Below are 24,817 nucleotides of genomic sequence, written 5' to 3' on the forward strand. Positions count from 1 at the left end.
ACCTGCCCCGAAACCTCGTGCGTCCGGCAAATCTCCTCGAGATGTGCCGCAATCCCTGTCACCCTTTCGGCCGTCCCGTTCCTTTCCGTTGCTGCAGAAAATCGCTGTAGACGTCCGGAAGGTTCTCTTCCAGCCATCGGCCGAATTCCGCTTCGGTTCTCGGTATCGAGAACACGGTTGCCGCCGATGTTCTCTTCAGTTTCGCCACCACGGTTCCGTTCGAGGTGATTTCCGCAGCAGGGTGAGCTGATGAAGCAGCCTTCTTTTGCTTGCCCCTTGCCGCCTGCATTGCCATGGCCATCCTGTCCTGGGCCGCGGCAAGCTTGAAATCCTCACTGTCGAGGACTTCGCGCACACGCTGTTCCGCTGCAGGGTCCTCGAACAGCTTTGCCAGTTCCATCCACGCCGGCCGGCCAACATTTCGAGCCCGTCCGATCGCGCGAATGATGTCGTGCGGGATGCTGTCGGCGATCTTGCGCATGTTGGAAATGACGGTCTGCACCTGGCCAAGCACCGGCTGCATTTCGCGCTGTTTCAGACCAGCCTCGCGCAACTGGACAGCCCAAAGAACCATTTCGGCGAAGGTCAGGTTCTCGCGGACACCATTTTCAAGAGACTGTTCCTTGATCAGCTCGGCATCGCTCAGCTTGCGGACATACGCCTTGACCTTGAACGTTTCCGGCTTGCCGGCTTCCGCCATCAGCGCCTTGATGGCAAAGAGCCTGCGATGCCCGTAGGCAAGCTGATACCGGTCACGTTCCGTGGGATGCGGCCGCACCAGAACCGGGATCTTCTGGCCCTCGTCTTGGATGGAAAGCTTGAGCTCTTCCAAGGCTTCCTCAGCTTCGTGGTCAGTTTCGAAACGGTCTGAGAACGGGCTTGGATCGATTTTCGACGGATCGAGCGCAACGATGCTGTCCTCGCGCATATGCGACAAGGCCCGGCCCATGGAGTTCACGACGGGCGCGGTCACCTTCTGGCTCGCGACAGGCGGCGGCTCCTTCTTGTCGGCGGCGGCGGCGGCCGCCGCATCGGACATCATTTTGACGATCGACTTTTTCATCGTCAAACCTCCCTGCCCCATACACTCTTGATCAAATCGAGAATTTCGGCGTTGACGCGGTCCGCGCTTTCCAGCGCCCGCTTCAGGGTTTCCCGGCCAACTTCACCGGGTTCGATTTCGTAAAGGCTTTTCTTGGCAACTCCGGCAGAGGCGATGGCGGTCGATTCAATTGCCTCAGCCACCAGAACGTCCGTCCCGAACAGGTCGCGCATGGTGCCGGACATGATCTTCTGCGGCCCGTCATTGGGGTTGACCCTGGTCAGCAGAAACTTCGTGAAGTCATGTTCGAAAACCGCGCCGCCTTCGGAAAGCGTGTGGGTCACATCCGAGATCATCTTCAGGAACTGGGAACACGAGGACACGTCGAGCATGGCCGGATGAACGGTGATGATGAGGCCGGTTGCAGCGTAAAGCGCGGCCATCGTGGTGTATCCAAGCGACGGCGGTGTATCGAGGACGACAATATCGAAATGATCCTCCACCGACTTGATCACCGCATCGAGCCGCTGGAAGAAGAGGCCCAGTTCATCTGTCGTCCGTTCGGCAAGCGCAGTCGGCGTGTCGTATTCGAAATCCATCAGGCGCAGGTTACCGCAGGCAAGGTGAATGCCCGGGAAGTAGGTTTCGCGAATGACCTCTGAAAAAGGCACTCGGTAATTGTCGTAGCGCAGCGCGTCGTAGGTGGTGTCGGTGCGTTCGTCATCGTCCTCGCCGGAGCGAAGGTCGCGGTCCGGTTGAATGCCGAACGTCGTGGTCATGGATGCCTGCGGGTCCAGGTCAACGCACAGCACCCTGTATCCCTGAATGGCCAGATAATGCGCCAGATGAACCGAGGTGGTCGTCTTGGAGCTGCCGCCCTTGAAGTTCGCGGCGGCAATCACCTGCAACTTCTCTCCCGCGCGGCGATGCGGCACGAGACGATGGGCGTCATCCGGCCGGAGTTCCGCCAGGAACTTTCTCAACTCCCAAACCTGCTCGACCGTATAGATCCGTCGGTTGTTTTCAGCGCGGTGCGGTTGGGGTCCCTTGCCTTCAAGGGTCAGCGTGCGCAGCGTGCTTTCGGGCACACCCAGCAGGCGCACCAGATCCGTGGTGGAAAACGTCCGGCCGAAAACCTTGCGGGCTTCCGGCGGATAGGTCATTTCGCGCATCGTCTGCAAACGGTCCGAAAGCTTCTGAGTGAAACTTTCGATCTTTGCGGTCGTATCGCGTCCACCGGAAAATTGTTCGGTAACGGCCATCAATGCCCTCTGACGGTTTTATGCCCGATATGAGCGGTAACTCCGTCATGGATGCCGGATTCCGGTAGATGGTGCAAGGAAATTTAAGTTAACGAAACCCTAACCCGCCAGAGTTGAACAAGCCGCTTCGGGTTTCCGCGGCGATTTTCCACGGCGGTCACAACGTCCACCTGCGGTTTTTCCTGCCGCGCGCTTGCCAAACAATCTATTTTTCCCCTTTCCTTTCAATCTGTTATCCTGCCCCTCTAAACACGCGCGCGCCACCGGCTCTCGCGCTCGCATATTCTCGAACTGGCCAGAGGCGGCTCATCAAGCTCAAACTTGTCCTGGAATTTTTTCGAGGTGCTTTGCCGGAAAAACGGAAATTTCGCGATCTATCAACAGAATCGCCTGTGCCAGAAAACTGTAATGGCCACGACATCAGACCGGTACGGCGCTTGCCGGCGTGTCCAGTCCTGAGTGGCACACACCTGAAGATCAATCATCGGCAGAGCGCCGAACATCGTCCAGCAAGAAGGACTGGCCAGCGTTGAGCGGGCATTTCGCAATTTCAGTTGGAAAGCTGGACCGAAGTGCAACGACACGCTCCAGGTAAGGCGAGCAGCAGGTTGCGGCTGTGAATAGCAGGCCGCTTGAAGTCATCAGGGCAGTGTCCTCCGAATGGCGGAACCAGCCTTTCACTGCCTAACGGCCCCCTTTTCGGGATCGTTGAAACTGAAGATATGCGGCGGCTGCTTCAGTCCGGTTCGAGACGCCCATTTTCGAGATGATGTGATGGATGTGGAGCTTGATGGTGTGCTCCGACAACGAAAGATTTGCAGCTATATTCTTGTTTTGATGCCCCTGCGCGATCAGCGCCAGCACCTCCAGCTCTCTTGGCGTCAGTGAACTGATCAGGTCCGCTCCGCTGCTGTTTCTGGCATCAACGAGATTGCGAGCCTTTTCAAGCCGCATACTCGGACCGGCTTCAAGAAGCTCGACCAGATCAGGCGGCATATAGGAACCACCCTGCAGCATTATCTGGATGGCGTAGAGCCACAGATCCAGTCTCAGGTTCATGGGGATGACGTTGTTGATGATGCCGGTGTTCAAGCAGTCCCGGATGTGCTGCCTTGACCCGTATTCACCGTTGAAGGTCAAACAAAGGACCGCATTGGGAAACCTTTCCCGAAACTCAGGCAATAGATTGGCATTCGCCGCGCCGAACCCCTCATCGACCAGGATCAGGGCGGGTAGCACCTTTTCACGAGCGGCCTTTTTTACCAGTGCCTTCCAGTCGGTAGACACCTGAACGACGAGATCCGGCAATTCTCGAAGCAATGCATTTTCCAGGGGTTTGGGAAATTTGTCCCCGGGACCTATAAAAAATAAATGTCGCAAATGGTCAGACATTGAGAGCCTCCCGAATGACCATGCCCGACCCTTAGAAATTACGTAAAGGAACTAAAGATCATGACGCAGGCTGACAAGGATCAATAAGTTTCTAATTCCACTCAATTTTTCAATTTACGGCTAAAAATCATCAAAATCGCTGATTTGGATCAATATTTTTACCATGCCGAGCTCAAAATCGAAACATACTTATTCTTGCAAAAATAGTCTCAGCAATGGCGCATAATGAAATGAGAAACGAGTTTGGTATACTTTTCAAAATGAACTTTCCCCAGCAGGCCTGAAACCCCGGCGCGAGCATTCCTGCCGAGCTGAATGCAAGTGGCAAGCGTGCCGGTTCTTGCTGGCTGATCGATATGACATGCAGCAAGATCACTCAGGTCCGTCAGAACCTTTTGGCGCTGCTCAGCGCGGCATGTCGCTGAAGGGACATACATCGTCTTCGAAAGGCACATGCCTCCGGCGGAACTGTGCGCCCTGCACGATCTCCGGATTGCAGATCCTGTCCATGCGAAAGTGACGGAAATCCTCACGGCCGGCATCCCAGGCCACAAGATACCAGAGCGGCGGCAAGATGAGCATGGCCTGTGGTTCGACTTCTCTGATCGTTTCAACGCCTTTGGCGTCACGGTAACAGAACCGTAGATGCAGCCGTTGCAGAAATGCCGCCTCGAACGCGGGCAGCAATTCGGGACCAATTGCCCCCAGATTTGAAATGTCCTGCCTGGGCGACAATTGGCCGACATACAAGCAGTCCAGAAGCCTGCGCAGGTCTCGCACCTTGTCGCCGGAAAATCCCTTTTCGATCTTGGCAAGCCCTGCATCGGCGAGATCGGAAAAGGGAAGAGACCCGGCTGCGCGCATCGACGCCACACTGATGATGAGCGCAAACACTTCAACCACCGAGAGGCGTGCAGTGGTCTGCATGGAGTTCGGATCGAGCTGCAACCCGCCGCCCCGGCCCGTTTCCGAATGAATGACGAAGCCTTGGTCGCGCAGCGCGCTAATATCGCGCAGCACTGTTCGCCGGGACGCACCGATTTCCCTGGCCAGGCCATCGACCGTTGAGGTTCCTTTGCGCCGGAGGATGCGGACAATGGCGTCGTGTCTGAGACGGATGTTCATTTGCTCAGGATACCACTTTCGGTGACAAAATCTGGCACCGATTTACTTTAAGCGGGTCGTGACAACTCAACAAGGAGAGTGAACATGACGCCCCAAAACCAAACACCCGCCATCTCCGCGAAGCCGGTCATCGTCAATCCGTCCCACCTGCACGATCCGACGCCAAACGGCTATAGCACCGCGGTCATAACCCCTGCCTCCGGTCGGCTCGTATTCGTGTCCGGGCAAGGTGGACAGGATCAGACCGGCGCGCTTTCGCCTGATTTTGGTGAGCAGGTAAAACAAGCCTATGCAAACCTTGCCGCCGTGATCGAGGCACTCGGCGCCCACCCGGATCAAGTCGTGAAACTGACCGTTTTCGTGGTCGACCACGATATGTCCAAACTCGGCGTGTTGACGGAGACTGTGACCCGGAGGTTTGGTGCCAGGCTTCCGGCGCAAACGTTGGTTCCGGTGCCAAAACTTGCCATCGATGCCATGCTTTTCGAGGTCGAGGCTGTGCTCTTCCTGGATTGAAAACCGGCCGGAACCGCTCTACCGGCGCCTTACGCAACACTCCGGCCCTTTCTGCAAGAGAGCCTGGGTGTTGTGGTGCTTCCGGTGCTCATGGTATCTCGCATTTTCAATGCGCATAAAAAACACGCATTGAAAATGCGTAATATTGCAGGTACCTTCAGCTTTCAGGATTTGACTGGTTTGGAAACACAATGGCACGCGTTCACGCTCGCAAGGCGACTAATTTGACGATTGATATGTCCCTGGTCGGTTCGGCGAAAGAACTGGGCGTGAATATCTCCCAGGCGGCCGAGGAAGGCATCCGGCGTGCTGTATCGGAAGCCCGTGCGGAACGCTGGAAACAGGAAAATCAGGCGGCCTTGAACAGCTCCAACGACTTTGTCGACCAACACGGTTTGCCGCTCGAAACAAGTCGCCTGTTTTAATGGCCAGAAATCAGCTCTACCACCTGAGACCGGATCGCGTTCTGGTTCTGGACGTGCAGGCCGACCTTCTGGAAAGCCTGAACACGCGTGTCGTCGTGCCGCTTTTGCCGAGGTCACGTGCCCCGGCTCCCGCAGCCTACCTGAACCCGGTCTTCAGCTGGGAGGGCGAGGACTACGTCATGGCAACCCAATTCCTGGCCGCCGTATCGGTGTCCCAACTTGGGGACCCGATCGGCAACCTCGACGAGAACTTCGCCGAAATCACCCGCGCGCTGGATACCCTGTTCCAGGGCTTCTGACTGCCAACGAAGCAGGGTCCATTCGCGCCCAAAGCCCCCGCATCGCTCAAGCCATGTCCACCCGGCTCTCACTCTGCGCATCGAAGTAAATGGCCTGGTCGGTATCATAGCCGATCCACACCGTTTCTTCGCCACCGGCCATGTCCTGGCGCGGCGCAGTGACGATCAGCCTGCCGACGTCACTTTCGCAGTGAAGCACAAGGTTGGCGCCGGTCATCTCGGAAAAGACAACCCGCGCCGGTATGGCAGCGGCCTGCGGCGATGACGTGTGAACCTTCATATGCTCCGGCCGCATGCCGACGGTCAGGCCCGTTTTGCCGGGCCAGAAAGGCAAGGCTTCTATGGGCAGAAAATTTGTCGGCAGCATGCCCAGGAACCCGGCAACAAAGCGATTTGCCGGCCTGTCGTAGATGGCGCCGGGCGTATCGAATTGAAGCAGATCACCATCCTTCAGAACCGCAATCCGGTCCGCGAGGGAAAGCGCTTCGCTCTGGTCGTGGGTCACATAAACGACCGTTGCCCCCAGTTGCCGGTGAAGCTCCTTGATTTCCGAGCGCATGGCAACCCGCAAGGCGTTGTCCAGATTGGACAGCGGTTCATCCATCAGGAAGATGGAGCTGTTTCGTGCCATGGCCCGGCCCATGGCAACCCGCTGACGCTGACCGCCGGACAGGGCGCCCGGCTTTCTGTCGAGATAAGGCTCCAGCTTCAGCGTTCTCGCCACTTCCTCGGCACGGGCGTTGCGTTCCGCCTTGGCAACGCCGCGCAGCTCCAGACCGAAAGCGATGTTCTGGCGCACGTTCATATGCGGATAGAGCGCGTAGTTCTGGAAAATCATGGCGATGTCCCGGTCCTGCGGGGCAACGTCGTTGACGCGCTTGCCGCCGATCCGGATATCGCCCTGGTCGCATTTTTCGAGACCTGCAATGAGACGCAGCAGCGTGGATTTCCCGCAGCCCGACGGACCGACGATGACGATGAATTCCCCTGCCCGCATATCCAGCGACACGCCATGCAGGACTTCCGGTCCGCCCGGATAGGATTTGCGGATGTCCGTCAGCTCGATACCGCTCATGACCGTCGCTCCTGCTGCATCCCCTTGCGAATTTCAACCGCAAGGCTTGGCCGGTCTGTGGTGAAGACCTTCACACCCAGCCGAAGCGCTTTTTCAATCTGCTCGGCGCTATGCGCCGCCCAGCACCCGAACTGAAGACCGGCGGTCTTGGCCGCGGCCATCAGCACCTCATCCGCGCAATCGATCTGAACACCGATTTCAGGGATCCCGTGTGCTTTCGCCACTTCGAGCGTGCCCGCGGATCCAAGCTGTTGAAGAACCGGCGGACTGACGAGCCAGAGCCGCGGCCGGTCCGTCACTTTGGCCAGTTCATCAAGCGTTTCAATCAGAAAGGACGAAAACACCGTACGCGCCAGCATGCCTTCCGCCGCAAGCACCGCGACCACTTTCGGCACGAAATCGGCGTAGGGCCGGCGATCAGGCCCCGGCTTGATCTCGCAGCGGAAGTCGACGGAACTTCCGCGGTAGATCGCACAGAGCTCTTGCAGCGACAGCGGATGGCTACCGGCGCCATAATCGATCGTTGCCGCCCTGACCTCAGCTTCGCTCATCTCGCAGATTGCACCGGTCCTGTCGGTGGTCCTGTCAAGGGTCGCATCGTGGTGAACCATGATGGCGCCGTCGGCCGTCGGGTGCAGGTCGAACTCTACCTCCTCAAGCGCCATCTGCGCGGTGGCTTTGAAACCGGCCGGCGTGCTGTCGCCGAACTCAAGTGTGCCGCCGCGATGGGATGCAATACGTGTCATTGAAGCTTCCATTTATTTGACCGCACCCATGGTGATGCCACGCACCAGGTGCCGTTCGACGAAGATGAAACCAAGCAGGACGGGAAGAATTGTGATGGTTGAGGCCGCCATCACCAGCGGCCAATTGACGACATCTTCGCTCGGATTAACCCGATAGAGGCGCGCAAGGCCGATCTGCAGCGTGTAGAGATCCTCGTCACCGACAGCGACCAGCGGCCAGATGTAGTTGTTCCATTCCGTAATGAAGATGAACAACCCCATGGAGAAGATCGCCGGGCGGGCAATCGGCACGATCACGCGCCAGAGCACCTTCAGCGGCGTTGCGCCGTCCATATAGGCTGCCTCGTCCAGGGCAACCGGAATGCCGCGGATGTATTGCCGCAGGAAGAACGCCGCAAAGCCGTTGGAAATCGCCGGAAGAATGAGCCCCGCATAGGTGTCCAGAAGCCCGACCCTTGCAAGGGTGAGGTAGTTCGGGATCAGCGAGATATGGCTGGGGATCATCAGCGTTGCCACCACGGCGGCGAACAGCAGATTGCCACCTGGAAAACGGAACCTGGCAAAGGCGAAGGCCGCCATTGTCGACACGGTCAGGGCGATGACGGTGACAGACCCTGAAACGACAATGCTGTTCAGCAGATAACGGGCGAAATTATATTGCCCGATAGCGAGTTCGTAGTTCTCCAGCGTGAATTCGAAATTGCCGGTGTAATAACCGTCCACGGTCTGGAACGACATGAAGACCGAATAGAGAACCGGCGACAGAAACAGAAGCCCCACAATCAAGGCAAGGCCTGCGAGAAGGCGGCTGTCAGGCTTCATAGTGCACCCTCCGGCCAAGAACCCGCGCCTTGAAAAGCGCCAGCGCCGTCAGCAGTGCAAAAAGCACGACGGCAAGTGCAGAGCCCTGCCCGATATCAAACAGCGTGAAACCGATACGGTAGAGCATGTTGACCAGCATGTCGGTCGCCCCCGCCGGTCCGCCCTTGGTCATGATGTCCACGACGGTGAATACCTGAAAGGCCTCGATCACAGAGACGACAAGAAGGAAATAGGTGGTCGGCATCACCAGCGGCACGGTCACACGGCGGAAGACGCGGCCCTTCCTGCCGCCGTCGACGGCAGCGGCATCATAAAGTTCCTGCGGGATTGCCTGGAGCCCGGCAATGTAGATGACGATGTCGTAGCCAAGCTGCTTCCAGGTGTTGACGATGATCAGCACGCCAAGCGCAAGCTGCGGGTCCTGAAGCCAGGGAACCTTGCCGAGACCAAGCGTTTGCAGGAACGCATTGATCATGCCGTAGTCCGTCGCAAACAGCCAGGAGAACACCACCGCGATGGAAACGGTGGACGTGACGGACGGCAGGAACAGCGCGCCGCGCAGGATGCGCGAGGGCAAGACCTCCCGGACCAGATAACTTGCAACCAGAAGCGCCAGGCCAAGCCGGATCGGCACGGATACGAGCGCAAAGATTGCAGTCACCTTCAGCGAATTCCAGAACTCGTGGGACGAGAACAGCAGCCGGTAGTTCTCAACGCCCACCAGGGGCATCGTCGGCGACAGGAAGTCCCATTCCCGGAAGCTGAGATTGAGGCTGGAGGCAATCGGAATGTAGGTGAACACCGCGATAAAGGAGATCAGCGGCAGTACAAGAAAATAGGGTGTCAGGCGGGACAGCATCTGAAAGGCTCCGGAAACACCGGGCTTCAGCAGGAAGCCCGGTGCATTTGGCGGAAGAAAGGGGCGATCAGTTGGTCCGCTCGGCTTCCTTGCGGGTACGGTCGGCGAAATCCTTCAGCGTTTCCGCCGGCTCACGCTGACCGAGGGCCATGGCCTCCCACATGTCGTATTCGGTTGCGCGCATCCAGGTGACCACCGGCGGGCGTGGACGGCCACGGGCGAAGTCAAGCTGGTCGATTGCCACCGTGATGCCGGGCTTGTCCTGAACGGCAGCGGCTGCCAGCGGCTGCTCGGCCGTGTGCTTGTTGATCGGCATGTAGCCTGTGCCGGCGAACCAGATGGCGTTGGATTCAGGCGATGCGGCAAAGCTGATGAACTTGTAGGCAGCGTCCTGGGTTTCCTTGTCGGCAGACGACAGGATGCCGATGCCGGCGCCGCCAATCGGCACGGCACACACCTTGTTGCACGGCATCGGGCGAACGGCCAGGTTATCGCCGAGCGCCTTCTTGGAGCGGCCGTAGTTGCCGGTGGAATTCAGCATGATGCCAACCTTGCTGGCCAGAAACGCGTCCCTGCCGTTGTTTTCCTTGGTCACGCCGTCGGCGGAGGCAACCTTGTGCTCATGCACCAGTGAGGCCATCCATTCATAGGCTTCGATCGTGTTGGGGCTGTCGATCAGGATTTCGCCGGTCTTGCTGTCGATCAGGTCGCTGTCGTTGTCCATGATCAGACCCCAGCGGGCGAACTGACCCGGCGCGGCAATGCCGGTGATGCCTTCATCGCCCAGCTTCTCGGTGATCTGCTTGGAAACCGCCAGCAGATCATCGTAGGTCTTGAGAGCCGGTTCTTCGGCAAAGCCGGCCCGCTCGAAGATTTCCTTGTTGTAGTAAAGAACCGGCGTGGAGGAGTTGAACGGCACGATGTAGTTCTTGCCTTCAAAGACGCCGACTTCCCGGGCGAAATCGAACAGGTCGTCCTTCAGCGGATCGGCGTTGACCTTCTCGGTCAGATCCATCAGCACGCCGCGGTCTGCGAAGAGGCCATAGCGGGTGACTTCCATGATCACTGCGTCAGGTGCCCGGCGTGCCGGAATCGCGGCCTGAAGCTTGGTAACGATGTCGTTGTAGTTGCCGATAAACTGGGCATCGATCCTGATATCAGGGTTTGCCGCCTGAAAGTTCTCGATGATCTTGCCAAGCGCTTCGCCGCCGCTGCCATCAAAACTGTGCCAGAATTCAACCGTGACTTCCGCCTGCGCGGCGCTGATGCTGCCGGATAGGCCGATTAGACCTGCCAGCAGCAGTTTCTTCAAGTTCTTCAACATGAGGTCATCCTTGTCAGAGTGAACTATTTCCGTTTGCGCATGAAAGTTCGCCGCCGGTTCGAACGGCGGTCTTTTTTGGTTTGTTCCGTGATGTCCATAAGCTGCCACGCCCCATGACGAAGGCTCCGGCAGGCAGAAGGGTTACCTGCGCCAGCGCGGCGGCAGCGATTGACGAAAAGCCTTGAATTCCTCCAGGGACCGGATCGATTTGCCCGCATCGATACCGGCCAGATCGAGAATGATTGCATTGGCGATGGTCATCGGCACGACCAGCGACTGGGACTCGCCCGCCTCACCGCGCGAGGCGCAGATCTGGTGATCGGGCGCGGGGTCGAAACGGGCGGCATGCAGGTCTGTCAGCGCCAGCCTCTTTGCACCGCGCATGGAGGCAATGCCGTTTGCATCGCTGATCTGCTGCGACGGACGGCGAAAGGCGAGCAGCCACACGACATCCGCCGGTGAAAGCGTGTTCAGCATCTCCGCAAAATGATGCGTGCGGTCGCCAAGATCAGCCACGTCATAACCGGACCGCTGCAAGCGCAGGGTAATCAGTGAGGACAGGCTGGCCGCGTGCCCGCGGCCGAAAATGAAGATCTTGCGGGCATCGCGCAGGGCTTCGGAGAAACTGCGGATATCGCTGTCGGGAACAGCGGTGCGCAAGGCTTCGAGGGCGGCGATTTCACTGTCGAGTATCGAAGACAGAACCTGCCCTTCCTCCGCCCGCACCAGCCGGGCCGCCATCCGCGCGGCCGGGTTCTCGAAGTCATTGCCCTCGTCAACGAGGCTGGACTGGAGGTAGGTCCGGAACTCCGGGTAGCCCTCAAAGCCGAGCCGCTTGGCCAGACGCACAGCCGCGGCGGGATGCACGCCGGCGCGAAGAGACACCTCCTTGCCGTTTTCAATGGCGGCGCGGACCGGATCCTTGACCAGGACATCAAGGAGCCGGGTATCGGAGCCCGTCAGCCGCGAAGCATTGCGGGTAATAAGATCGGACAGGAAACCGGAAGATGGCGCAGGTTTTGACATGCCGCCGTTCTAGGTCTGCAATTTGAATTGCAGGCTACAGTTCGATGAAATTTTTATTACAGGCCAGATGCGACCCGACAGGAACCGCCTCGGCACAGAAGCTCCGCGCGCTTAGAAGCAAGAGGAACGAAAGAATAATTGTAATTATCGAAAAATCCGATACAGATAGCTGTTCCAGATTTAGATCCGGGAACAACCCATGCGCGCAAATTTTCTGATCGTCGATCCCGTCAAGGACAAGGCTGCCATGAAGGCAATTGCCTCCCAGCCTCGCCTGCACCTGTTGCAGGAGCTTGTGCGGTCGCCCGGGATGAACATCAACGCGCTTTCGGAAGCCTCCGGCATGCCGCAATCCTCCGTCTCCACCCACATCCAGGTTCTGGAAGAAGCGGGACTGGTGCGAACGGAAGTGCAGCGGGCGCGCAAGGGCAGCCAGAAAACGACTTTTGCCATCTACGACGAAATCATCCTGGCCTTCCGTTCGTCGGAAGAACGGATCCAGCCGAACCAGATCGAGGTATCGATGCCGCTCGGCCTTTACACCAACAGCCTCGTGACAGGCCCCTGTGGCATCTGCTCGACAGACGGGATCATCGGCCTCCTCGATGTGCCGGAAACCTTCATGGACCCGGAGCGGATGAAGACGGCTTTACTGTGGTTTACCAGTGGCTTCGTCGAATATCAGTTCCCCAATAACGCCAAGCTCACCGGCAAGGAGATCGACGGACTGGACGTGGTCATGGAGGTCAGCTCCGAGGTACCGGGCACCATGACCAACTGGCCATCCGACATTGTGCTGTCGATCAACGGCAAGGAGATTGGCGTCTGGACATCCCCCGGCGATTTCGGCGACAAACGCGGTGTCTACACACCGGACTGGTGGAAGCTTTCCGGGTCGCAATACGGCATGCTGAAGACCTGGAGCGTCGGCAGGAACGGCACTTTCGTAGACGGTCACAAGATCTCAGACATCAAGACCGAAGACCTCCAGCTCGACGAACACCGGTCGGTCCGGCTGAAGATCGAGGTGAAGGCCGAAGGGCGGCACCCGGGCGGGATCAACGTCTTCGGACGCGGTTTCGGCAACTATGATCAAGACATTATTTTGCGCCTGCACACCCGCGGCTGACCAGAACCGCACTTGAAATTTCCGAAGCTCGCCTCATCTTCCGGTTGCACCGCAGCAACTTTGTCCGGTTGACAATTTTCGCGAAGCCCGCATTTTCATCAGAAATAAGGATTCATATCGATTTATTCGATATACATTTCTGGGAGAATGCGAATGAAGGCACGTGTCACCGTGCATCGGGATTTCCGGATCAGTTCCATCGATGAGCGGCTTTATTCCGCATTCATTGAACACATGGGACGGGCCATCTATTCCGGCATCTATGAACCCGGCCACCCTCAGGCCGACGCGAACGGTTTCCGCAAGGACGTGCTGAAATTCGTTCAGGATCTGAAGATCCCGGCCATTCGCTATCCCGGCGGCAATTTCGTCTCTGCCTACAATTGGGAAGACGGCATCGGCCCGAAAGACAAGCGACCTGTCCGCCTCGATCTTGCCTGGCGCAGCAAGGAGACCAACCAGGTCGGTATCGATGACTTCGCCATCTGGGCGGAACAGGCCGGCATTGAAATGATGCTTGCCGTCAACCTGGGTTCGCGCGGCCTGGAAGAGGCGCGCAACTTTCTGGAGTATGTGAATTTTCCCGGTGGCACCGAATGGTCGGACCTGCGCCGTTCCAACGGCCGGGCGGATCCCTACGGGGTCAAGATGTGGTGCCTCGGCAACGAAATGGATGGCCCCTGGCAGATAGGTCACAAGGTTGCCACGGAATACGGCCGCCTGGCCAACGAGACGGCCAAGGCCTTCAAGGGTTTCGACCCGACAATCGAGACAATCGTCTGTGGAAGCTCCAATGACCGCATGCCCACTTATCCGGAATGGGAGCGGGAGGTACTGGAAGAGTGCTACGAGAACGTCGATTACATCTCGCTGCACAAATATTTCGGCAACAACAGCAAGGACACGCTGAACTACTTCGGCAAGATCGAGGAAACCGGCCGCTACATCCAGACCATTGGCGGCGTCATCGATTATGTGAAGTCGAAGAAACGCGCCAAGAACGACGTCCACATCTGCTTTGACGAGTGGAACGTCTGGTATCACATCCGCGAGGATGACGGCCGCCGCATCAAGGAATGGGACTGGCCGGAAGCCCCGGCATTGCTGGAAGAAAACTACAACTTCGAAGATGCGCTCTTCGTGGCCGGGCTGCTCAACGAATTCATCCGCCGGTCGGATCGTGTGCGCATTGCCTGCATTGCCCAGCTCGTCAACGTGATTGCTCCGATCCGGGCCGAAAAAGGCGGGCCCGCCTGGCGTCAGACCATCTATTACCCCTATCAGTTCGCCTCTCTTTACGGCCGCGGCGATGCGCTGAACGTTGCCGTGGATGCGCCCACCTACAATTGCTCTGTCGCCGATGACGTCAGCTATCTCGACGTTGCCGGCGTGCATGACAAGGCTGCCGGAACGCTGACGCTGTTCGTTCTCAACCGGCACCTCACCGAAACGGCGGATCTCGACGTCTCGCTGACAGGCTTCGGCGCGCCGTCAATGGCCGAGCACCTGTCCATGGAGGGCTACGGCCTCAACGATACCAACGGCCCGGACAAGCCGGACAACGTGGTTCCCGGCAAGGGGACAGGCGTTGGCGTGGAGGACGGTCAGCTCAAGGGCAAGCTGGCACCCCTTTCCTATCACGTCCTGCGGCTGAACGTGTCCTGAGGGGAACCATGTGATGGGTGTTCACCTTCGCAACATACGCAAGGTCTTCGGCCCGGTCGGGGTGATCCACGATGTCAGCATGGACATTCCGGCAGGTGAATTCGCAGTCTTTGTCGGCCCGTCCGGATGCGGAAAGTCGACATTGCTGCGCATGATCGCAGGTCTTGAAGACACGAGCGGCGGCACGATCTCCATCGAGGGCACCGATGTAACCTGGCAGGAACCGGCCAAGCGCGGCGTTGCCATGGTTTTCCAGTCCTACGCGCTTTATCCGCACCTGTCGGTCTTCGAGAACATGGCCTTTTCTATGCGTTTGAAACGCGCTCCAAAACAGGACGTGCACGACAAGGTGATGGAAGCGGCCCGCATTCTCCAGCTTGAGGAACAGCTTGAAAAAAAGCCGTCTCAACTGTCCGGCGGTCAGCGCCAGCGGGTGGCAATCGGACGGGCGATCGTGCGTCAGCCCAAGGTGTTCCTGTTTGATGAGCCGCTGTCAAACCTGGATGCGGAACTGCGTGTCCAGATGAGGCTGGAGCTTGCGCGGCTGCACAAGCAGATCGGCGCGACGATGATTTATGTCACCCACGACCAGGTGGAGGCCATGACGCTGGCCGACCGGATCTTCGTTCTGAAGCAGGGTGTCGTGCAGCAGGCCGGCAAGCCGCTGGATCTCTACGACGATCCGGACAACCGGTGTGTTGCCGGTTTCATCGGATCGCCCGCCATGAACTTTCTGCCGGCAACAGTGCTTGGCCGGGAAGGCGATTGCCTGCGTGTGGCCATTGAGGGAACGGAAGCCAGCCTGATGGCCCGGGTTTCCGGCGATCTTCCGGCTGGCAGCCGGATGACCCTCGGACTGCGTCCGGAACACCTGACAACCGCGGACGCAGGCGTACCCGTAACCGTGGAAATGGCTGAGGACCTGGGAGGTGTTTCCTACCTGCACACGCATATGCCGGACGGCCGCGAAATAGTCGTTGAATGGCGTGGCAGCCGCCACGCCGGCGGCGGGGAAGCAATCAAGCTCACCTGCGCGCCGGAAAAGGTTCTGGTCTTCGACGAGCAGGACCAGCGTATTCGGTAGACCGTCTGTCTGCCTGGTACCTTTGAACCGGCCTTGATGGGAGATGCCGGTTTGTCATTTGGGAGGAAGAGTCGATGAAATACCTTAAGACACTTCTGGCAGCCGGGGCGATGAGCCTTGCCAGTCTGCCGGCATTTGCCCAGCAGGACATCACCTGGTGGGACTTTCTGAGCGGTGGTGACGGCGTTCGCATGAAGGCGCTGATCGAGCGCTTCAACGAAGAGCACCCGGACATCAAGATCAACGCGACCACCCTGGAATGGGGTGTGCCCTACTACACGAAGGTGCGCACCTCGGTCGCCGTCGGGCAGGGTCCGGACGTGATGACCTATCACCTGTCGCGCATGCCGCTCGGGCTTGAGGAAAACGTGCTGGACGTGATCAGCGATGATGATCTTGCCACTGCCGGTCTCAGCAAGGACGATTTCTTTCCAGCCGCCATTGCCGCTGCAAGCGATGCCGAAGGCAACCTTCATGCAGTGCCCTTCGATATCCATTCGATCGTGCTCTACATCAACAAGAGCTATTTCAAGGGATCCCGCTTCCTCGATGACGAAGGCAACCTGACCGGCATTGAAAGCCTTGCCGATTTCGAGGAAGCGCTCGCGCTGGCCAAGGAGAACGGATCTGAAACACCTGTCTCCTATGCCACGGCTGACGATGGCAGCACCTACCGGGTCTTCTTCACCCTGCTCAAGCAGCAGGGCGGCGAGCTGATCACCGACGGGGAAGTTCTGGCGGGTGACAATCTGGACAAGGCCGCCAATGCAATCGAGATCATGACCAACTGGCACAAGCAGGGTTGGCAGCCGGAACAGGCGGAATATCCGGCCTCCGTCGCCTTGTTCACCTCGGGCAAATCCGCCTTCCACATGAACGGCGTGTGGGAGGTTCCCACCCTGGTCGACATGTCCAGCAAGGGCACGCTCGGGTTCGACTGGGGCGCGGTGCAAATTCCAACCTTGCTTGGAACCACGGCCACCTGGGCGGATTCCCACGCATTCGCCATTCCCACCGGCAAGGAGATGAGCCCCGAAAAACGCGCGGCGGTGATGACCGCAATCGGATGGATGGAGAAGAACTCGATCTCCTGGGCCAGCGCCGGGCACATTCCTGCCTACAAGCCCGTCGCCACCAGCGATGAATTCGGACAGATGGAGCCGAATGCCACCTATTCGTCTCTCGCCGACACCGCGGTCTATGATCCGAGATCGCCGATCGCCGGGGTGGCCTCGCCAGTCTATGACGCGACCATCAACATCATCTCGCCCGCCATGCATGGCTATCTTGAGCCGGCACAGGCTGCCCAGCAGGTGAAAGACGAACTCCAGTCGAAGATCCAGTAGACGCAAGCGCACTGCCTGCGATGCCTGCCGCATCCAATGCGATGCGGCAGGCCTCTCACCGGGCGAGCAAAGGACGATTACAAAAGTGGCCATGATTACCAACCGGCGCAGGGAAGTGGCGGTCGCCATGACGCTCATTGCGCCCTTTGTCCTGACCTTCGTGCTGGTCTTTCTCTATCCGACCATCCGGATGATCGAGCTGAGCTTCACCGACGCGCCCCTGATAGGTACGGGCGAGTGGGTCGGTCTGGCCAATTTCAAGCGGTTGCTGACTGACAATCTCTTCTATACGTCTTTGAAGAACAACGGTTACTTCGTTCTCCTGACCGTTGTCCCAACCACCGCGCTGGCCCTTGCCATCGCGATGATGATCACGCGCCTCAAAGGGCCGCTTCAGGCGCTCATTCTGGCGCTTTTCTTTCTGCCCTACATCCTGCCGGTGTCGGTCGTGACACAGATCTGGACCTGGATGCTGGATTTTCAGTTCGGCGTGCTGCAACCGGTGTTCGCGTTCTTTACCGGTAAACCGGTACCAGTTTTCAAGAACCCCTATTGGGTCATGCCGACGGTTGCCACCGTCACCATCTGGTGGACCAACGGATTCAATGTTCTCTTGTTCATCGCAGGCCTTCGCAACATCTCCAGCGACTATTATGAAGCCGCTGCCCTGGACGGCGCGACCCGCTGGCAACTGTTCACGAAGGTCACCTGGCCCCTGCTCTGGCCGGTCACGGCCCTGGTCTTGACCCTTCAACTCATCCTGCAGCTCAAGATTTTCGACCAGATCTACCTTCTGTCGTCCGGCGGGCCGTTCAACTCGTCCTATGTGCTGCTGCTGATGGTCTACCGGGAAGCCTTCCAGCTGAACCACGGCGGCTATGCCTCGGCCATCGCCCTGGTCCTGTTCGTGTTGATCGTGGTCGTGTCGGTCCTGCAATTCCAGCTCTTGCGCGCGGGAGGGAACAAGCAATGAAGACCCGCAAGCTTGAAAACTGGGTTCTGGGCATCGGCAGCCTGCTGGCGGCCGCCATCTGGGTCTTCCCGCTCTACTGGGCTTTCATCACCTCGATCCGCACCGAGGAAAGGGTCGTGAGCGAAGGCGCCGGGGTCATTCCCGACGAATTCAACCTGTCGTCTTATCTTGCTGCCATCTTCGATACCAAGCTGCTCACCTGGTATTGGAATTCCATCGGCACCTCCGTGATCATCACGCTGGTCGTTATCGTATCGGGCATGATGTGCGCCTATGCGATCTCGCAGATGCGGTTTCCCGGGCGGCGGCTGCTTTACGGCGTCGTACTCGCCAGCTTCATGGTGCCCTCGCAGGCGCTCGTGGTGACGCAGTTCATCCTGATGAACGACATGGGTCTGATCAACACCTGGGCCGGCATCATCCTGCCCCAGCTCATCGTTCCGGTGGTGATCATCGTCTACAAGCAGTTCTTCGATGCCGTACCGAAGGAAATGCGCGAAGCCGTCGTTCTGGATGGCGGCGGTGATTATACGCTCTTGTTCAAGATCTATCTGCCGCTGAACTGGGGCATCACCACCGCATTGGCGATCATCACCTTCATCAGCGCCTGGAACCAGTTTTTCTGGCCCTTTCTGGTCATCACCACGGAAAACCAGATGACGATCCCGGTGGGGATTACCCAGGTGAACGATGCCTTCGGCGTTTATTACGCCCGCCTGATGTCCGTCGCGCTTCTGGGTGCGATGCCCGTCGCCATTGCCTATCTGGTCTTCCAGAAGAAGGTGACGGAAGCTGTCATGATCTCATCGGGCGTGAAGGGTTGACGCCTGCCGGTGCTGCGGCCTCTGTCATTCCGTTTTCCAAAAAATCTCCAGCCCCGCGAACGAAACCGCGGGGCAATCGTTCTTCTACAGACACTTGGATGCCGGTGCTGCACGTCATATGTCTACGGCAGCAAGATCAGCATGACGAAGACGGTTGAGCACTCACTCCGTGTGTGTTTGGCAGACGGACGAGGAGTTCATAATGACAGTTGGAGCCGGTCTCCCTATTGTCCTGGCGGGACCGATCCTGCGCCGTGTCACAGCGAAAAGCGTAAGCGTCTGGCTTGCCGCATCGCGGCCCTGCGACGTGCGTCTGGAGTTTTTCCCAGAAGCCCAGCCTGACCTCAACCAGGTATTTGACACCGAAGCCTCTGACTGGCCCATCGTGAAGGCAGGAGAACACCTTTATTATCACCTCATCGACATCGAGCTGAAGACATCGCTGCCAATTGACGCGCTGATTTCCTATCGGCTGAGCGTCAGGCCCACCGACTGTGCGCAGGAAGGCTGGCAGGATCACACGGTGTGGGCGCCCGATCTTTGCTATCCGGGGCGCGACCTGCCGTGCTTCAGGGTGCCCGACCGCATCACCTCTCTCTTGCACGGCTCCTGCCGAAAACCGCATGCGCGCACCCGCGACGGGCTCGCCGGAGCCGATGAGCTCCTGCGTCAGGCGCTCGGATCCACGGAGGCAAACGATTCAGACACACCCGCGCTGCCGTCGGTGCTCATCATGAGCGGGGACCAGATATATGCCGACGATGTTGCCGGGCCGATGTTGCAGGCAATCAGCCTGCTCGTTGAGAAACTCGGCCTGCCAGATGAACCGCTGGATGGTGCCGAGCCCGGCCTGCCGGCATCCGGCAGCGCCCTGCGAGAAGCCGGCAACCTGCTCTATCATCGCGATAAACTTCTGCCCCGGGTCTACAAGGATAAAACCGTGTTCGACGTTCTGTTCGGCGGCACGGAAAAGCCGGTGTTCACCACCCAGCACGCCCGCAACCACCTTGTCACACTCGGCGAGATGCTGGCCATGTATCTTCTCGTGTGGTCGCCTGCCCCTTGGCAAGACATGCCGGAGGTGGAAGCCCCGGAGGGCCTGGAGGGCGAAGACGCGGAGATGTATGCCGAGGAGACGGAAACGCTGAAGGGTTTCCGGGCCGATCTGCCCGCCTGCAGACGGTTGATGGCGCATCTTCCTACGGCGATGATTTTCGACGATCACGACATTACGGACGACTGGAACCTGTCGCTCGCCTGGGAGCAGGCCGCATATACCCACCCGCTGTCGCGCCGGGTGATCGGCAATGCCCTTATCGCCTATGCACTCAACCAGGCCTGGGGAAACAGGGCAGAGGCCATCGGGCCGGAGATCATTCCCTGCGTCGAAGCCGCACTCAATGCGCCAGGTTCAGAGGCACATGAAGACGCAATCACCAGCCTGCTTGACTACGAGCAGTGGGACTATCAGTGGCAGACGACCCCGCCGCTGATCGTTCTGGACACAAGAACGCGGCGCTGGCGGTCCGAACGCCGCGCCAGCGACCCTTCCGGCCTTCTGGACTGGGAGGCGGTAACGGACCTTCAGACTCACCTGAAAGGTGAAGATGCGGTTCTTCTCGTAAGCGCAGCGCCTATCTTTGGCGTCAAACTGATCGAAACGGTGCAGAAGTTGTTCACGCTTGCGGGCAAGCCACTGACTGTCGATGCGGAATACTGGATGGCCCATCCGGGAACCGCGAGCGCGATCCTGAACGTGTTCAGTCACCGTGGCACCCCCCAGCATTTCGTCATCCTTTCCGGCGATGTGCACTACTCGTTCGTCTACGATGTCGAATTGCGCCAGTCGGCACCGAAGCTTTCCGGCGAAATCGGCGACGGACCGAAGATCTGGCAGATCTGCAGCAGCGGCATCAAGAACAAGTGGCCGGACAAGCTGATCAATATCCTCGATCGCGGCAACAGATGGGCCTTTTCGCCCCGCTCGCCCTTGAACTGGTTTACGAAGCGCCGCGGCATGCGCGTCATTCCGCGCAAGCCCGTCGGCACGCCGCATGGCCGCCGGCTGCTGAATGCATCCGGCATCGGACTTGTGGAGCTGGATGAAACGGGTGCACCGGTGCACATTCACGAAGTTCTGCCGGACGGCTCATTTGTGTCGTTCGAACGCCGTGAAGCGGAAGCCCGCGAAGACTGATGCTTGCCGTGCAAGCCTTTTCATTCAGCGCGTGATCGCCATCAGCGCGCTGCCGCCGATCATGAACCCGCCGCCAGCGTACCCCATGCGCCGCCGGGCCTTGCTGGTCTGAAAGACTTTCCGCGCGCGTGCGGCGAGAACGGCATAGCCGGTCAGAAGCCCCATGACGACAAGGCTGGAGGTTACCGTCAGAACCGCGAGCTGGACCGCCAAATCACCTGTGGGGTCGATGAATTGGGCAAGGAAGGCCATGTAGAACACGATGGCCTTGGGATTGAAGATGGCAGTCAGCGTGCCGGCCCAGAAACTGCGCCAAAAACTGCCTTTGGGCGAATGTGTCTGGACTGACGTTTCGACGCTCCCGCCGTCGCGACGGGCCTCCCGGATCTGGCTGTACCCCAGCCAGGCGAGATAGAGGACACCAACCCATTTCACTGTCTGGAACAGAACGGTGGACGCGGCCAGAATTGCGCCGACGCCTGCAAAGGAGAGGCCTGTCAGAACGATGCTTCCAACAACATCGCCGAGAATGCACATCATCGCCGCGGTTTTCCCCCGCATGAGGGTTTGACCGACGACAAGCATCACGCTCGGCCCGGGAATGATGGTCAGAACGACACAGGCAAGTGTGTAGGCAAGCCAGGTTTCCAGAGACACGGTCAACTCTCCTTCGGGGCCGGGCACCGGCGGCCGACAGTAATAGGCACGGAGGCAAGAAGGGCAGCACAGCCGATAAGGGCGATGCCGGTGAGATCAGTCCTGTCTGGCATATCTGCGAAGAACAGCACACCCCAGATGACAGCGAAAACGAGATAACCATTGTCGAAGAGACCAATCAATGGGGCTGGTGCCAATTGATAGGCACATGCCACCGCGACCGTGATGACAGAAAGCAGCAGCCCCAAAAGCATCAAAAGGCCCCACCCGGACAATGAAAGAGCGGGCCAGGCGCTCAGCAGAAATCCCGCGCCATCAGAAGCAGACACGAGGTGAAGCACTGCCACATAGACACCGCCAGAACCGGCCAGCACGAGGTTCAGGTTGAACGCCAACGCAAGCGGCGGCACGTACCTGCACCTGGCGGAGGTAATGACCGCCGCAAGCGCATAAAAGAACCCCGCCAGCAGAGGCAGAACCATGACCGGAGAAACGTCCCCGATGCCCGGGCGCAGGAGGATGACGACCCCCGACAGTCCCAGGGCAATTGAAACGCTACCTTTCACCCCGACAGGCCTGCCAAGGAAAACCGATGTCAGAACAGCCATCCACAAAGGCGAGGTGTAATAGCAGGCAGCGGCAAGGGAAAGCGGCATCAGCGGCAGCGCGGCGTAGTAGCAGCCCCACATCAGGGCAAGGCACAGGCTGCGGAGCCACACCCAGATGGTCACAGCGTGCCAAACGTGCGAACCAACCCCCGTGACGGCGAGCACAAGCGCGAGCAGAACGGCCGCGACAACAGAGCGAACCAGAAGCAACTGGCCAAGCGCAACGCCATCGCTGTTCAGCTTGACCAATGCGTCAGACAGGGACAGCAGCAGCACCGCGCCTGTAATCGAAAGGATGCCGGCGAGCACCGCTCCACCTTGTTGTTTCGGCAGAAATAAAGATATCATTTCCTCATGTGATCACAGCTTCCGATGCTGGAAAAATGAGAAATTTCGAAAAATACATGACTGAAACGCATGCATAAGGACGACCTTCCGCTGGCCCGTCTGAGGCCGTTCGAGGCTGCTGCACGGTATGAAAGCTTTACGCGCGCCGCAGACGAACTGGGCCTCACCCAGACAGCCATCAGCAGACAGATCGGTCAGCTTGAAGAAGAGTTGGGCGTGCGTCTTTTCGAACGGCGCAACCGCGCGGTGTTTGTGACGGAGGAAGGGAAACGTCTGGGCCAGGTTGTCGGTGAGGCCTTGCGGGCAATTCGCACGGAAGTTGCCTCAATCAGGGGAACAGCCGATCCCGACACGATCGTCCTGCGCTGTCAGCTCTGCGAGGCGTTCTACTGGCTGATGCCGCGCCTCTCAGGATTTCATGCGGCACACCCCGAAATCCAGCTTCAGCTTGTCAGCGCTCTGGAACCCTTGACGGAAGCCCGGGAGCCCTTCGACGTCGCCCTTCAGACCACGGGCCGAGCCTCCGGAGCCGCACGCCTGCTGTTCACGGCATCGGACGAGATTTTCCCGGTGTGTGCTCCGTCCCTTTTAAAAGACCTTCCCTTGCCACTGACACCGGAACAACTTTCAAGTTTGCCGCTCCTGTCGCACCGGGTCGTGCCTCAGGACTGGTTTGACTGGCCGGACTGGTACGAAGCCATCGGCATGCCCCGTCGGGCAAACCCGAAGATCATTTATTTCGACAGTTATCCGCTGGTGCTTCAGGCGGCCGTTGCCGGTCAGGGCGTTGCGCTTGGCTGGAGATGCACGGTAAGCGGCCTCGTTGAAGAAGGCAAGTTGTGCACGCCCTGCGACATAATCCTGAAGAGACCGAGCGAAATCTCGGTCTATCGGGGCACAAAACAGTCGCAGCATGTGGCCGTCGACCGTTTGATCGCCTGGCTTCGCACCGAGTTGGCGTGAACCGGAAGTGCTGAAATCAGTGGCAACTGCCGGCTGCCTGTTTCAGCCATCAACGTGCTGGGCGCGGTCCGCGCAATAGGTAATGAACATGTCGACGTTCTCGGGCGAACCGAAGATCAGCGGTATGTTCTGGTGCAGGCTTTCGGGCAACAGGTCCAGAATGGGCGATTGCCCGTCCGTTGCCTTGCCGCCCCCCTGCTCTATCAGGAACGCGATCGGGATGGCTTCATAGATCAGGCGCAGCCGGCCGTTTTCATACCCTGGCCGCTGATCGCCGGGATAGAAGAACAATCCGCCCTGAAGCAGAATCCGGTGAAACTCGCCCACGGCGGAGGCCAGCCAGCGCATGTTGTAGTTTTCACCCAACCGCCCCTCCTTGCCCTTGAGAACGTCCTCGGAAAACCGCTTTACCGCCTCCGGCCAATGCCGTGCGTTGGAGGCGTTGAACGCCAGTGTGCGGGACTTGGCCGGCACCTGGTGGTTTTCCCGCAACATCCTGAACGTCCCCTCTGCCCTGTCGAAGACAGCAAGGTGAAGACCATTGCCCAGGCTGAAGCCGAGATCTGTCGAATGGCCGAACGCAACATATCCGGCCGCAATGACGGATCGTCCCGTGCACAGGAAACCTTGTTCGGTTGCCGGCAGGATCGAAAACAGCGTCCCGAGCGGTGCGCCCGTGCCGATGCTGCCCGAACCGTCGATCGGGTCGATGGCAACGTCCAGCGTGCCTTCCGGATTGAGAAGGATGATCTCTTCCGCTTCTTCGGAAAGGAGTTGCCGAACACCGGCTGCCCGAAGCGCCTCGACCATATGCAGATGCGCGCCGACGTCGAGGGCCTTTTGCCGGTCTCCGCTTTCATTGGTGCCGACGACCTCGCCTGGGTCTCCCGGCAAACTTCCCGCAGCCAGCCTGTCTGCCAGCGCGCCGGACGCATCGGCAATGGCTTCGAGGACGGAGGCCGTATCGCTCGCCGCGTGCTGTCTTGCCAGATACGCCTTCAGCGTCTCAGCCTTTATGTCCGTGTCGTTCGGAAGTTTCAGCATGGTTCCTTAATTTCCCGGGCAGGGTCATCTGTTGCGGTGGGACCGCATGTTACGTCGTTTCCAGCG

Annotated in this window: 24 protein-coding genes; 11 read left to right on the forward strand and 13 right to left on the reverse strand. The window is 58.9% G+C overall.

Features of this window, described 5'->3' with window-relative positions; genetic code table 11:
* Nucleotides 1–58: 58 nt before the first annotated feature.
* The 4 genes from repB to SIAM614_RS23485 all read right to left on the reverse strand — a co-directional run bounded on the left by repB (nt 59) and on the right by SIAM614_RS23485 (nt 4,821).
* Nucleotides 59–1,063, reverse strand: coding sequence for a plasmid partitioning protein RepB (repB, locus tag SIAM614_RS23465; RefSeq protein ID WP_006938436.1), 1,005 nt, complete (start codon nt 1,061–1,063; stop codon nt 59–61).
* A 2-nt stretch (nt 1,064–1,065) separates the two neighbouring features.
* Nucleotides 1,066–2,304, reverse strand: coding sequence for a plasmid partitioning protein RepA (repA, locus tag SIAM614_RS23470; protein ID WP_006938437.1), 1,239 nt, complete (start codon nt 2,302–2,304; stop codon nt 1,066–1,068).
* A 684-nt stretch (nt 2,305–2,988) separates the two neighbouring features.
* Entirely contained in the window at nt 2,989–3,696 is a 708-nt protein-coding gene (locus SIAM614_RS30790) for a response regulator transcription factor (protein ID WP_081455326.1), read from the reverse strand.
* Nucleotides 3,697–4,101: 405 nt separating this feature from the next.
* Nucleotides 4,102–4,821, reverse strand: a complete 720-nt coding sequence (locus tag SIAM614_RS23485; protein WP_006938440.1) for a helix-turn-helix transcriptional regulator — start codon at nt 4,819–4,821, stop codon at nt 4,102–4,104.
* Between the two features lie 84 nt (nt 4,822–4,905).
* Here SIAM614_RS23485 and SIAM614_RS23490 point away from each other — a divergent pair, with 84 nt between their 5' ends.
* From SIAM614_RS23490 to SIAM614_RS23500, 3 genes are all read left to right on the forward strand, one after another.
* Nucleotides 4,906–5,337, forward strand: coding sequence for a RidA family protein (locus tag SIAM614_RS23490; RefSeq protein ID WP_006938441.1), 432 nt, complete (start codon nt 4,906–4,908; stop codon nt 5,335–5,337).
* 191 nt (nt 5,338–5,528) lie between these two features.
* On the forward strand, nt 5,529–5,762 hold the full coding sequence (locus tag SIAM614_RS23495) for a type II toxin-antitoxin system CcdA family antitoxin (protein ID WP_040440962.1): 234 nt from the start codon (nt 5,529–5,531) through the stop codon (nt 5,760–5,762).
* Nucleotides 5,762–6,061, forward strand: coding sequence for a CcdB family protein (locus SIAM614_RS23500; RefSeq protein ID WP_006938443.1), 300 nt, complete (start codon nt 5,762–5,764; stop codon nt 6,059–6,061). The genes SIAM614_RS23495 and SIAM614_RS23500 overlap by 1 nt, the downstream gene beginning before the upstream one ends.
* A gap of 46 nt (nt 6,062–6,107) precedes the next feature.
* Here SIAM614_RS23500 and SIAM614_RS23505 read toward each other — a convergent pair whose 3' ends face one another.
* The 6 genes from SIAM614_RS23505 to SIAM614_RS23530 form a co-directional block, all read right to left on the reverse strand.
* Nucleotides 6,108–7,136, reverse strand: a complete 1,029-nt coding sequence (locus tag SIAM614_RS23505) for an ABC transporter ATP-binding protein (RefSeq protein WP_006938444.1) — start codon at nt 7,134–7,136, stop codon at nt 6,108–6,110.
* The gene (locus tag SIAM614_RS23510; protein WP_040440988.1) at nt 7,133–7,882 is read right to left on the reverse strand and encodes a glycerophosphodiester phosphodiesterase family protein; all 750 of its coding nucleotides are present in this window, start codon (nt 7,880–7,882) and stop codon (nt 7,133–7,135) included. Before SIAM614_RS23510 ends, SIAM614_RS23505 begins: the two co-directional genes overlap by 4 nt.
* A 12-nt stretch (nt 7,883–7,894) precedes the next feature.
* Nucleotides 7,895–8,704: a carbohydrate ABC transporter permease gene (locus SIAM614_RS23515; protein WP_006938446.1), complete on the reverse strand. Its 810-nt coding sequence runs from the start codon at nt 8,702–8,704 to the stop codon at nt 7,895–7,897.
* The gene (locus SIAM614_RS23520; protein ID WP_006938447.1) at nt 8,694–9,563 is read right to left on the reverse strand and encodes a carbohydrate ABC transporter permease; all 870 of its coding nucleotides are present in this window, start codon (nt 9,561–9,563) and stop codon (nt 8,694–8,696) included. The genes SIAM614_RS23515 and SIAM614_RS23520 overlap by 11 nt, the downstream gene beginning before the upstream one ends.
* 67 nt (nt 9,564–9,630) lie before the next feature.
* Nucleotides 9,631–10,887: an ABC transporter substrate-binding protein gene (locus SIAM614_RS23525; protein WP_006938448.1), complete on the reverse strand. Its 1,257-nt coding sequence runs from the start codon at nt 10,885–10,887 to the stop codon at nt 9,631–9,633.
* Nucleotides 10,888–11,028: 141 nt separating this feature from the next.
* Nucleotides 11,029–11,913, reverse strand: a complete 885-nt coding sequence (locus tag SIAM614_RS23530; protein ID WP_006938449.1) for a MurR/RpiR family transcriptional regulator — start codon at nt 11,911–11,913, stop codon at nt 11,029–11,031.
* Nucleotides 11,914–12,112: 199 nt separating this feature from the next.
* Between SIAM614_RS23530 and SIAM614_RS23535 the strand changes: the two genes are divergently transcribed.
* The 7 genes from SIAM614_RS23535 to SIAM614_RS23565 all read left to right on the forward strand — a co-directional run bounded on the left by SIAM614_RS23535 (nt 12,113) and on the right by SIAM614_RS23565 (nt 21,131).
* Entirely contained in the window at nt 12,113–13,042 is a 930-nt protein-coding gene (locus tag SIAM614_RS23535) for an ArsR/SmtB family transcription factor (RefSeq protein ID WP_006938450.1), read from the forward strand.
* Nucleotides 13,043–13,195: 153 nt separating this feature from the next.
* Nucleotides 13,196–14,707 (forward strand): arabinosylfuranosidase ArfA, encoded by a 1,512-nt coding sequence (gene arfA, locus SIAM614_RS23540; RefSeq protein ID WP_006938451.1) that lies wholly within the window; start codon nt 13,196–13,198, stop codon nt 14,705–14,707.
* A 13-nt stretch (nt 14,708–14,720) separates the two neighbouring features.
* A complete protein-coding gene (locus SIAM614_RS23545) occupies nt 14,721–15,791 on the forward strand; it encodes an ABC transporter ATP-binding protein (RefSeq protein ID WP_006938452.1) in 1,071 nt (356 codons plus the stop codon).
* 74 nt (nt 15,792–15,865) lie between these two features.
* Nucleotides 15,866–17,137 carry an extracellular solute-binding protein gene (locus SIAM614_RS23550; RefSeq protein ID WP_006938453.1) on the forward strand — a complete coding sequence of 424 codons (1,272 nt, stop codon included), beginning with the start codon at nt 15,866–15,868 and terminating at the stop codon, nt 17,135–17,137.
* Between the two features lie 91 nt (nt 17,138–17,228).
* Complete coding sequence (locus SIAM614_RS23555) at nt 17,229–18,110, forward strand: carbohydrate ABC transporter permease (RefSeq protein ID WP_006938454.1); 882 nt, start codon at nt 17,229–17,231, stop codon at nt 18,108–18,110.
* Nucleotides 18,107–18,934, forward strand: coding sequence for a carbohydrate ABC transporter permease (locus SIAM614_RS23560; RefSeq protein WP_006938455.1), 828 nt, complete (start codon nt 18,107–18,109; stop codon nt 18,932–18,934). Before SIAM614_RS23555 ends, SIAM614_RS23560 begins: the two co-directional genes overlap by 4 nt.
* Nucleotides 18,935–19,136: 202 nt before the next feature.
* Entirely contained in the window at nt 19,137–21,131 is a 1,995-nt protein-coding gene (locus tag SIAM614_RS23565; RefSeq protein WP_006938456.1) for a metallophosphoesterase family protein, read from the forward strand.
* A gap of 24 nt (nt 21,132–21,155) precedes the next feature.
* Here the strand turns inward: SIAM614_RS23565 and SIAM614_RS23570 are convergent, their stop codons facing one another.
* Together SIAM614_RS23570 and SIAM614_RS23575 are read right to left on the reverse strand one after the other, a co-directional pair.
* Nucleotides 21,156–21,788 carry a LysE family translocator gene (locus tag SIAM614_RS23570; protein ID WP_040440963.1) on the reverse strand — a complete coding sequence of 211 codons (633 nt, stop codon included), beginning with the start codon at nt 21,786–21,788 and terminating at the stop codon, nt 21,156–21,158.
* A 2-nt stretch (nt 21,789–21,790) separates the two neighbouring features.
* The gene (locus tag SIAM614_RS23575; RefSeq protein WP_006938458.1) at nt 21,791–22,705 is read right to left on the reverse strand and encodes a DMT family transporter; all 915 of its coding nucleotides are present in this window, start codon (nt 22,703–22,705) and stop codon (nt 21,791–21,793) included.
* Between the two features lie 108 nt (nt 22,706–22,813).
* On the opposite strand from SIAM614_RS23575, the gene SIAM614_RS23580 reads away from it, so the two are divergent.
* Nucleotides 22,814–23,707: a LysR substrate-binding domain-containing protein gene (locus tag SIAM614_RS23580; protein WP_006938459.1), complete on the forward strand. Its 894-nt coding sequence runs from the start codon at nt 22,814–22,816 to the stop codon at nt 23,705–23,707.
* A 42-nt stretch (nt 23,708–23,749) separates the two neighbouring features.
* Here SIAM614_RS23580 and SIAM614_RS23585 read toward each other — a convergent pair whose 3' ends face one another.
* Nucleotides 23,750–24,751 (reverse strand): class 1 fructose-bisphosphatase, encoded by a 1,002-nt coding sequence (locus SIAM614_RS23585; RefSeq protein ID WP_006938460.1) that lies wholly within the window; start codon nt 24,749–24,751, stop codon nt 23,750–23,752.
* Between the last annotated feature and the right edge of the window lie 66 nt (nt 24,752–24,817).

It is taken from the genome of Roseibium aggregatum IAM 12614 (assembly GCF_000168975.1).
GTDB lineage: Bacteria > Pseudomonadota > Alphaproteobacteria > Rhizobiales > Stappiaceae > Roseibium > Roseibium aggregatum.

Bases quoted from the DNA above. Each gene is read 5' to 3' on its own strand.
- repB (WP_006938436.1), bottom strand. From the start codon at position 1,063: ATGAAAAAGTCGATCGTCAAAATGATGTCCGATGCGGCGGCCGCCGCC.
- repA (WP_006938437.1), bottom strand. From the start codon at position 2,304: ATGGCCGTTACCGAACAATTTTCCGGTGGACGCGATACGACCGCAAAG.
- SIAM614_RS30790 (WP_081455326.1), bottom strand. From the start codon at position 3,696: ATGTCTGACCATTTGCGACATTTATTTTTTATAGGTCCCGGGGACAAA.
- SIAM614_RS23485 (WP_006938440.1), bottom strand. From the start codon at position 4,821: ATGAACATCCGTCTCAGACACGACGCCATTGTCCGCATCCTCCGGCGC.
- SIAM614_RS23490 (WP_006938441.1), top strand. From the start codon at position 4,906: ATGACGCCCCAAAACCAAACACCCGCCATCTCCGCGAAGCCGGTCATC.
- SIAM614_RS23495 (WP_040440962.1), top strand. From the start codon at position 5,529: ATGGCACGCGTTCACGCTCGCAAGGCGACTAATTTGACGATTGATATG.
- SIAM614_RS23500 (WP_006938443.1), top strand. From the start codon at position 5,762: ATGGCCAGAAATCAGCTCTACCACCTGAGACCGGATCGCGTTCTGGTT.
- SIAM614_RS23505 (WP_006938444.1), bottom strand. From the start codon at position 7,136: ATGAGCGGTATCGAGCTGACGGACATCCGCAAATCCTATCCGGGCGGA.
- SIAM614_RS23510 (WP_040440988.1), bottom strand. From the start codon at position 7,882: ATGACACGTATTGCATCCCATCGCGGCGGCACACTTGAGTTCGGCGAC.
- SIAM614_RS23515 (WP_006938446.1), bottom strand. From the start codon at position 8,704: ATGAAGCCTGACAGCCGCCTTCTCGCAGGCCTTGCCTTGATTGTGGGG.
- SIAM614_RS23520 (WP_006938447.1), bottom strand. From the start codon at position 9,563: ATGCTGTCCCGCCTGACACCCTATTTTCTTGTACTGCCGCTGATCTCC.
- SIAM614_RS23525 (WP_006938448.1), bottom strand. From the start codon at position 10,887: ATGTTGAAGAACTTGAAGAAACTGCTGCTGGCAGGTCTAATCGGCCTA.
- SIAM614_RS23530 (WP_006938449.1), bottom strand. From the start codon at position 11,913: ATGTCAAAACCTGCGCCATCTTCCGGTTTCCTGTCCGATCTTATTACC.
- SIAM614_RS23535 (WP_006938450.1), top strand. From the start codon at position 12,113: ATGCGCGCAAATTTTCTGATCGTCGATCCCGTCAAGGACAAGGCTGCC.
- arfA (WP_006938451.1), top strand. From the start codon at position 13,196: ATGAAGGCACGTGTCACCGTGCATCGGGATTTCCGGATCAGTTCCATC.
- SIAM614_RS23545 (WP_006938452.1), top strand. From the start codon at position 14,721: ATGGGTGTTCACCTTCGCAACATACGCAAGGTCTTCGGCCCGGTCGGG.
- SIAM614_RS23550 (WP_006938453.1), top strand. From the start codon at position 15,866: ATGAAATACCTTAAGACACTTCTGGCAGCCGGGGCGATGAGCCTTGCC.
- SIAM614_RS23555 (WP_006938454.1), top strand. From the start codon at position 17,229: ATGATTACCAACCGGCGCAGGGAAGTGGCGGTCGCCATGACGCTCATT.
- SIAM614_RS23560 (WP_006938455.1), top strand. From the start codon at position 18,107: ATGAAGACCCGCAAGCTTGAAAACTGGGTTCTGGGCATCGGCAGCCTG.
- SIAM614_RS23565 (WP_006938456.1), top strand. From the start codon at position 19,137: ATGACAGTTGGAGCCGGTCTCCCTATTGTCCTGGCGGGACCGATCCTG.
- SIAM614_RS23580 (WP_006938459.1), top strand. From the start codon at position 22,814: ATGCATAAGGACGACCTTCCGCTGGCCCGTCTGAGGCCGTTCGAGGCT.
- SIAM614_RS23585 (WP_006938460.1), bottom strand. From the start codon at position 24,751: ATGCTGAAACTTCCGAACGACACGGACATAAAGGCTGAGACGCTGAAG.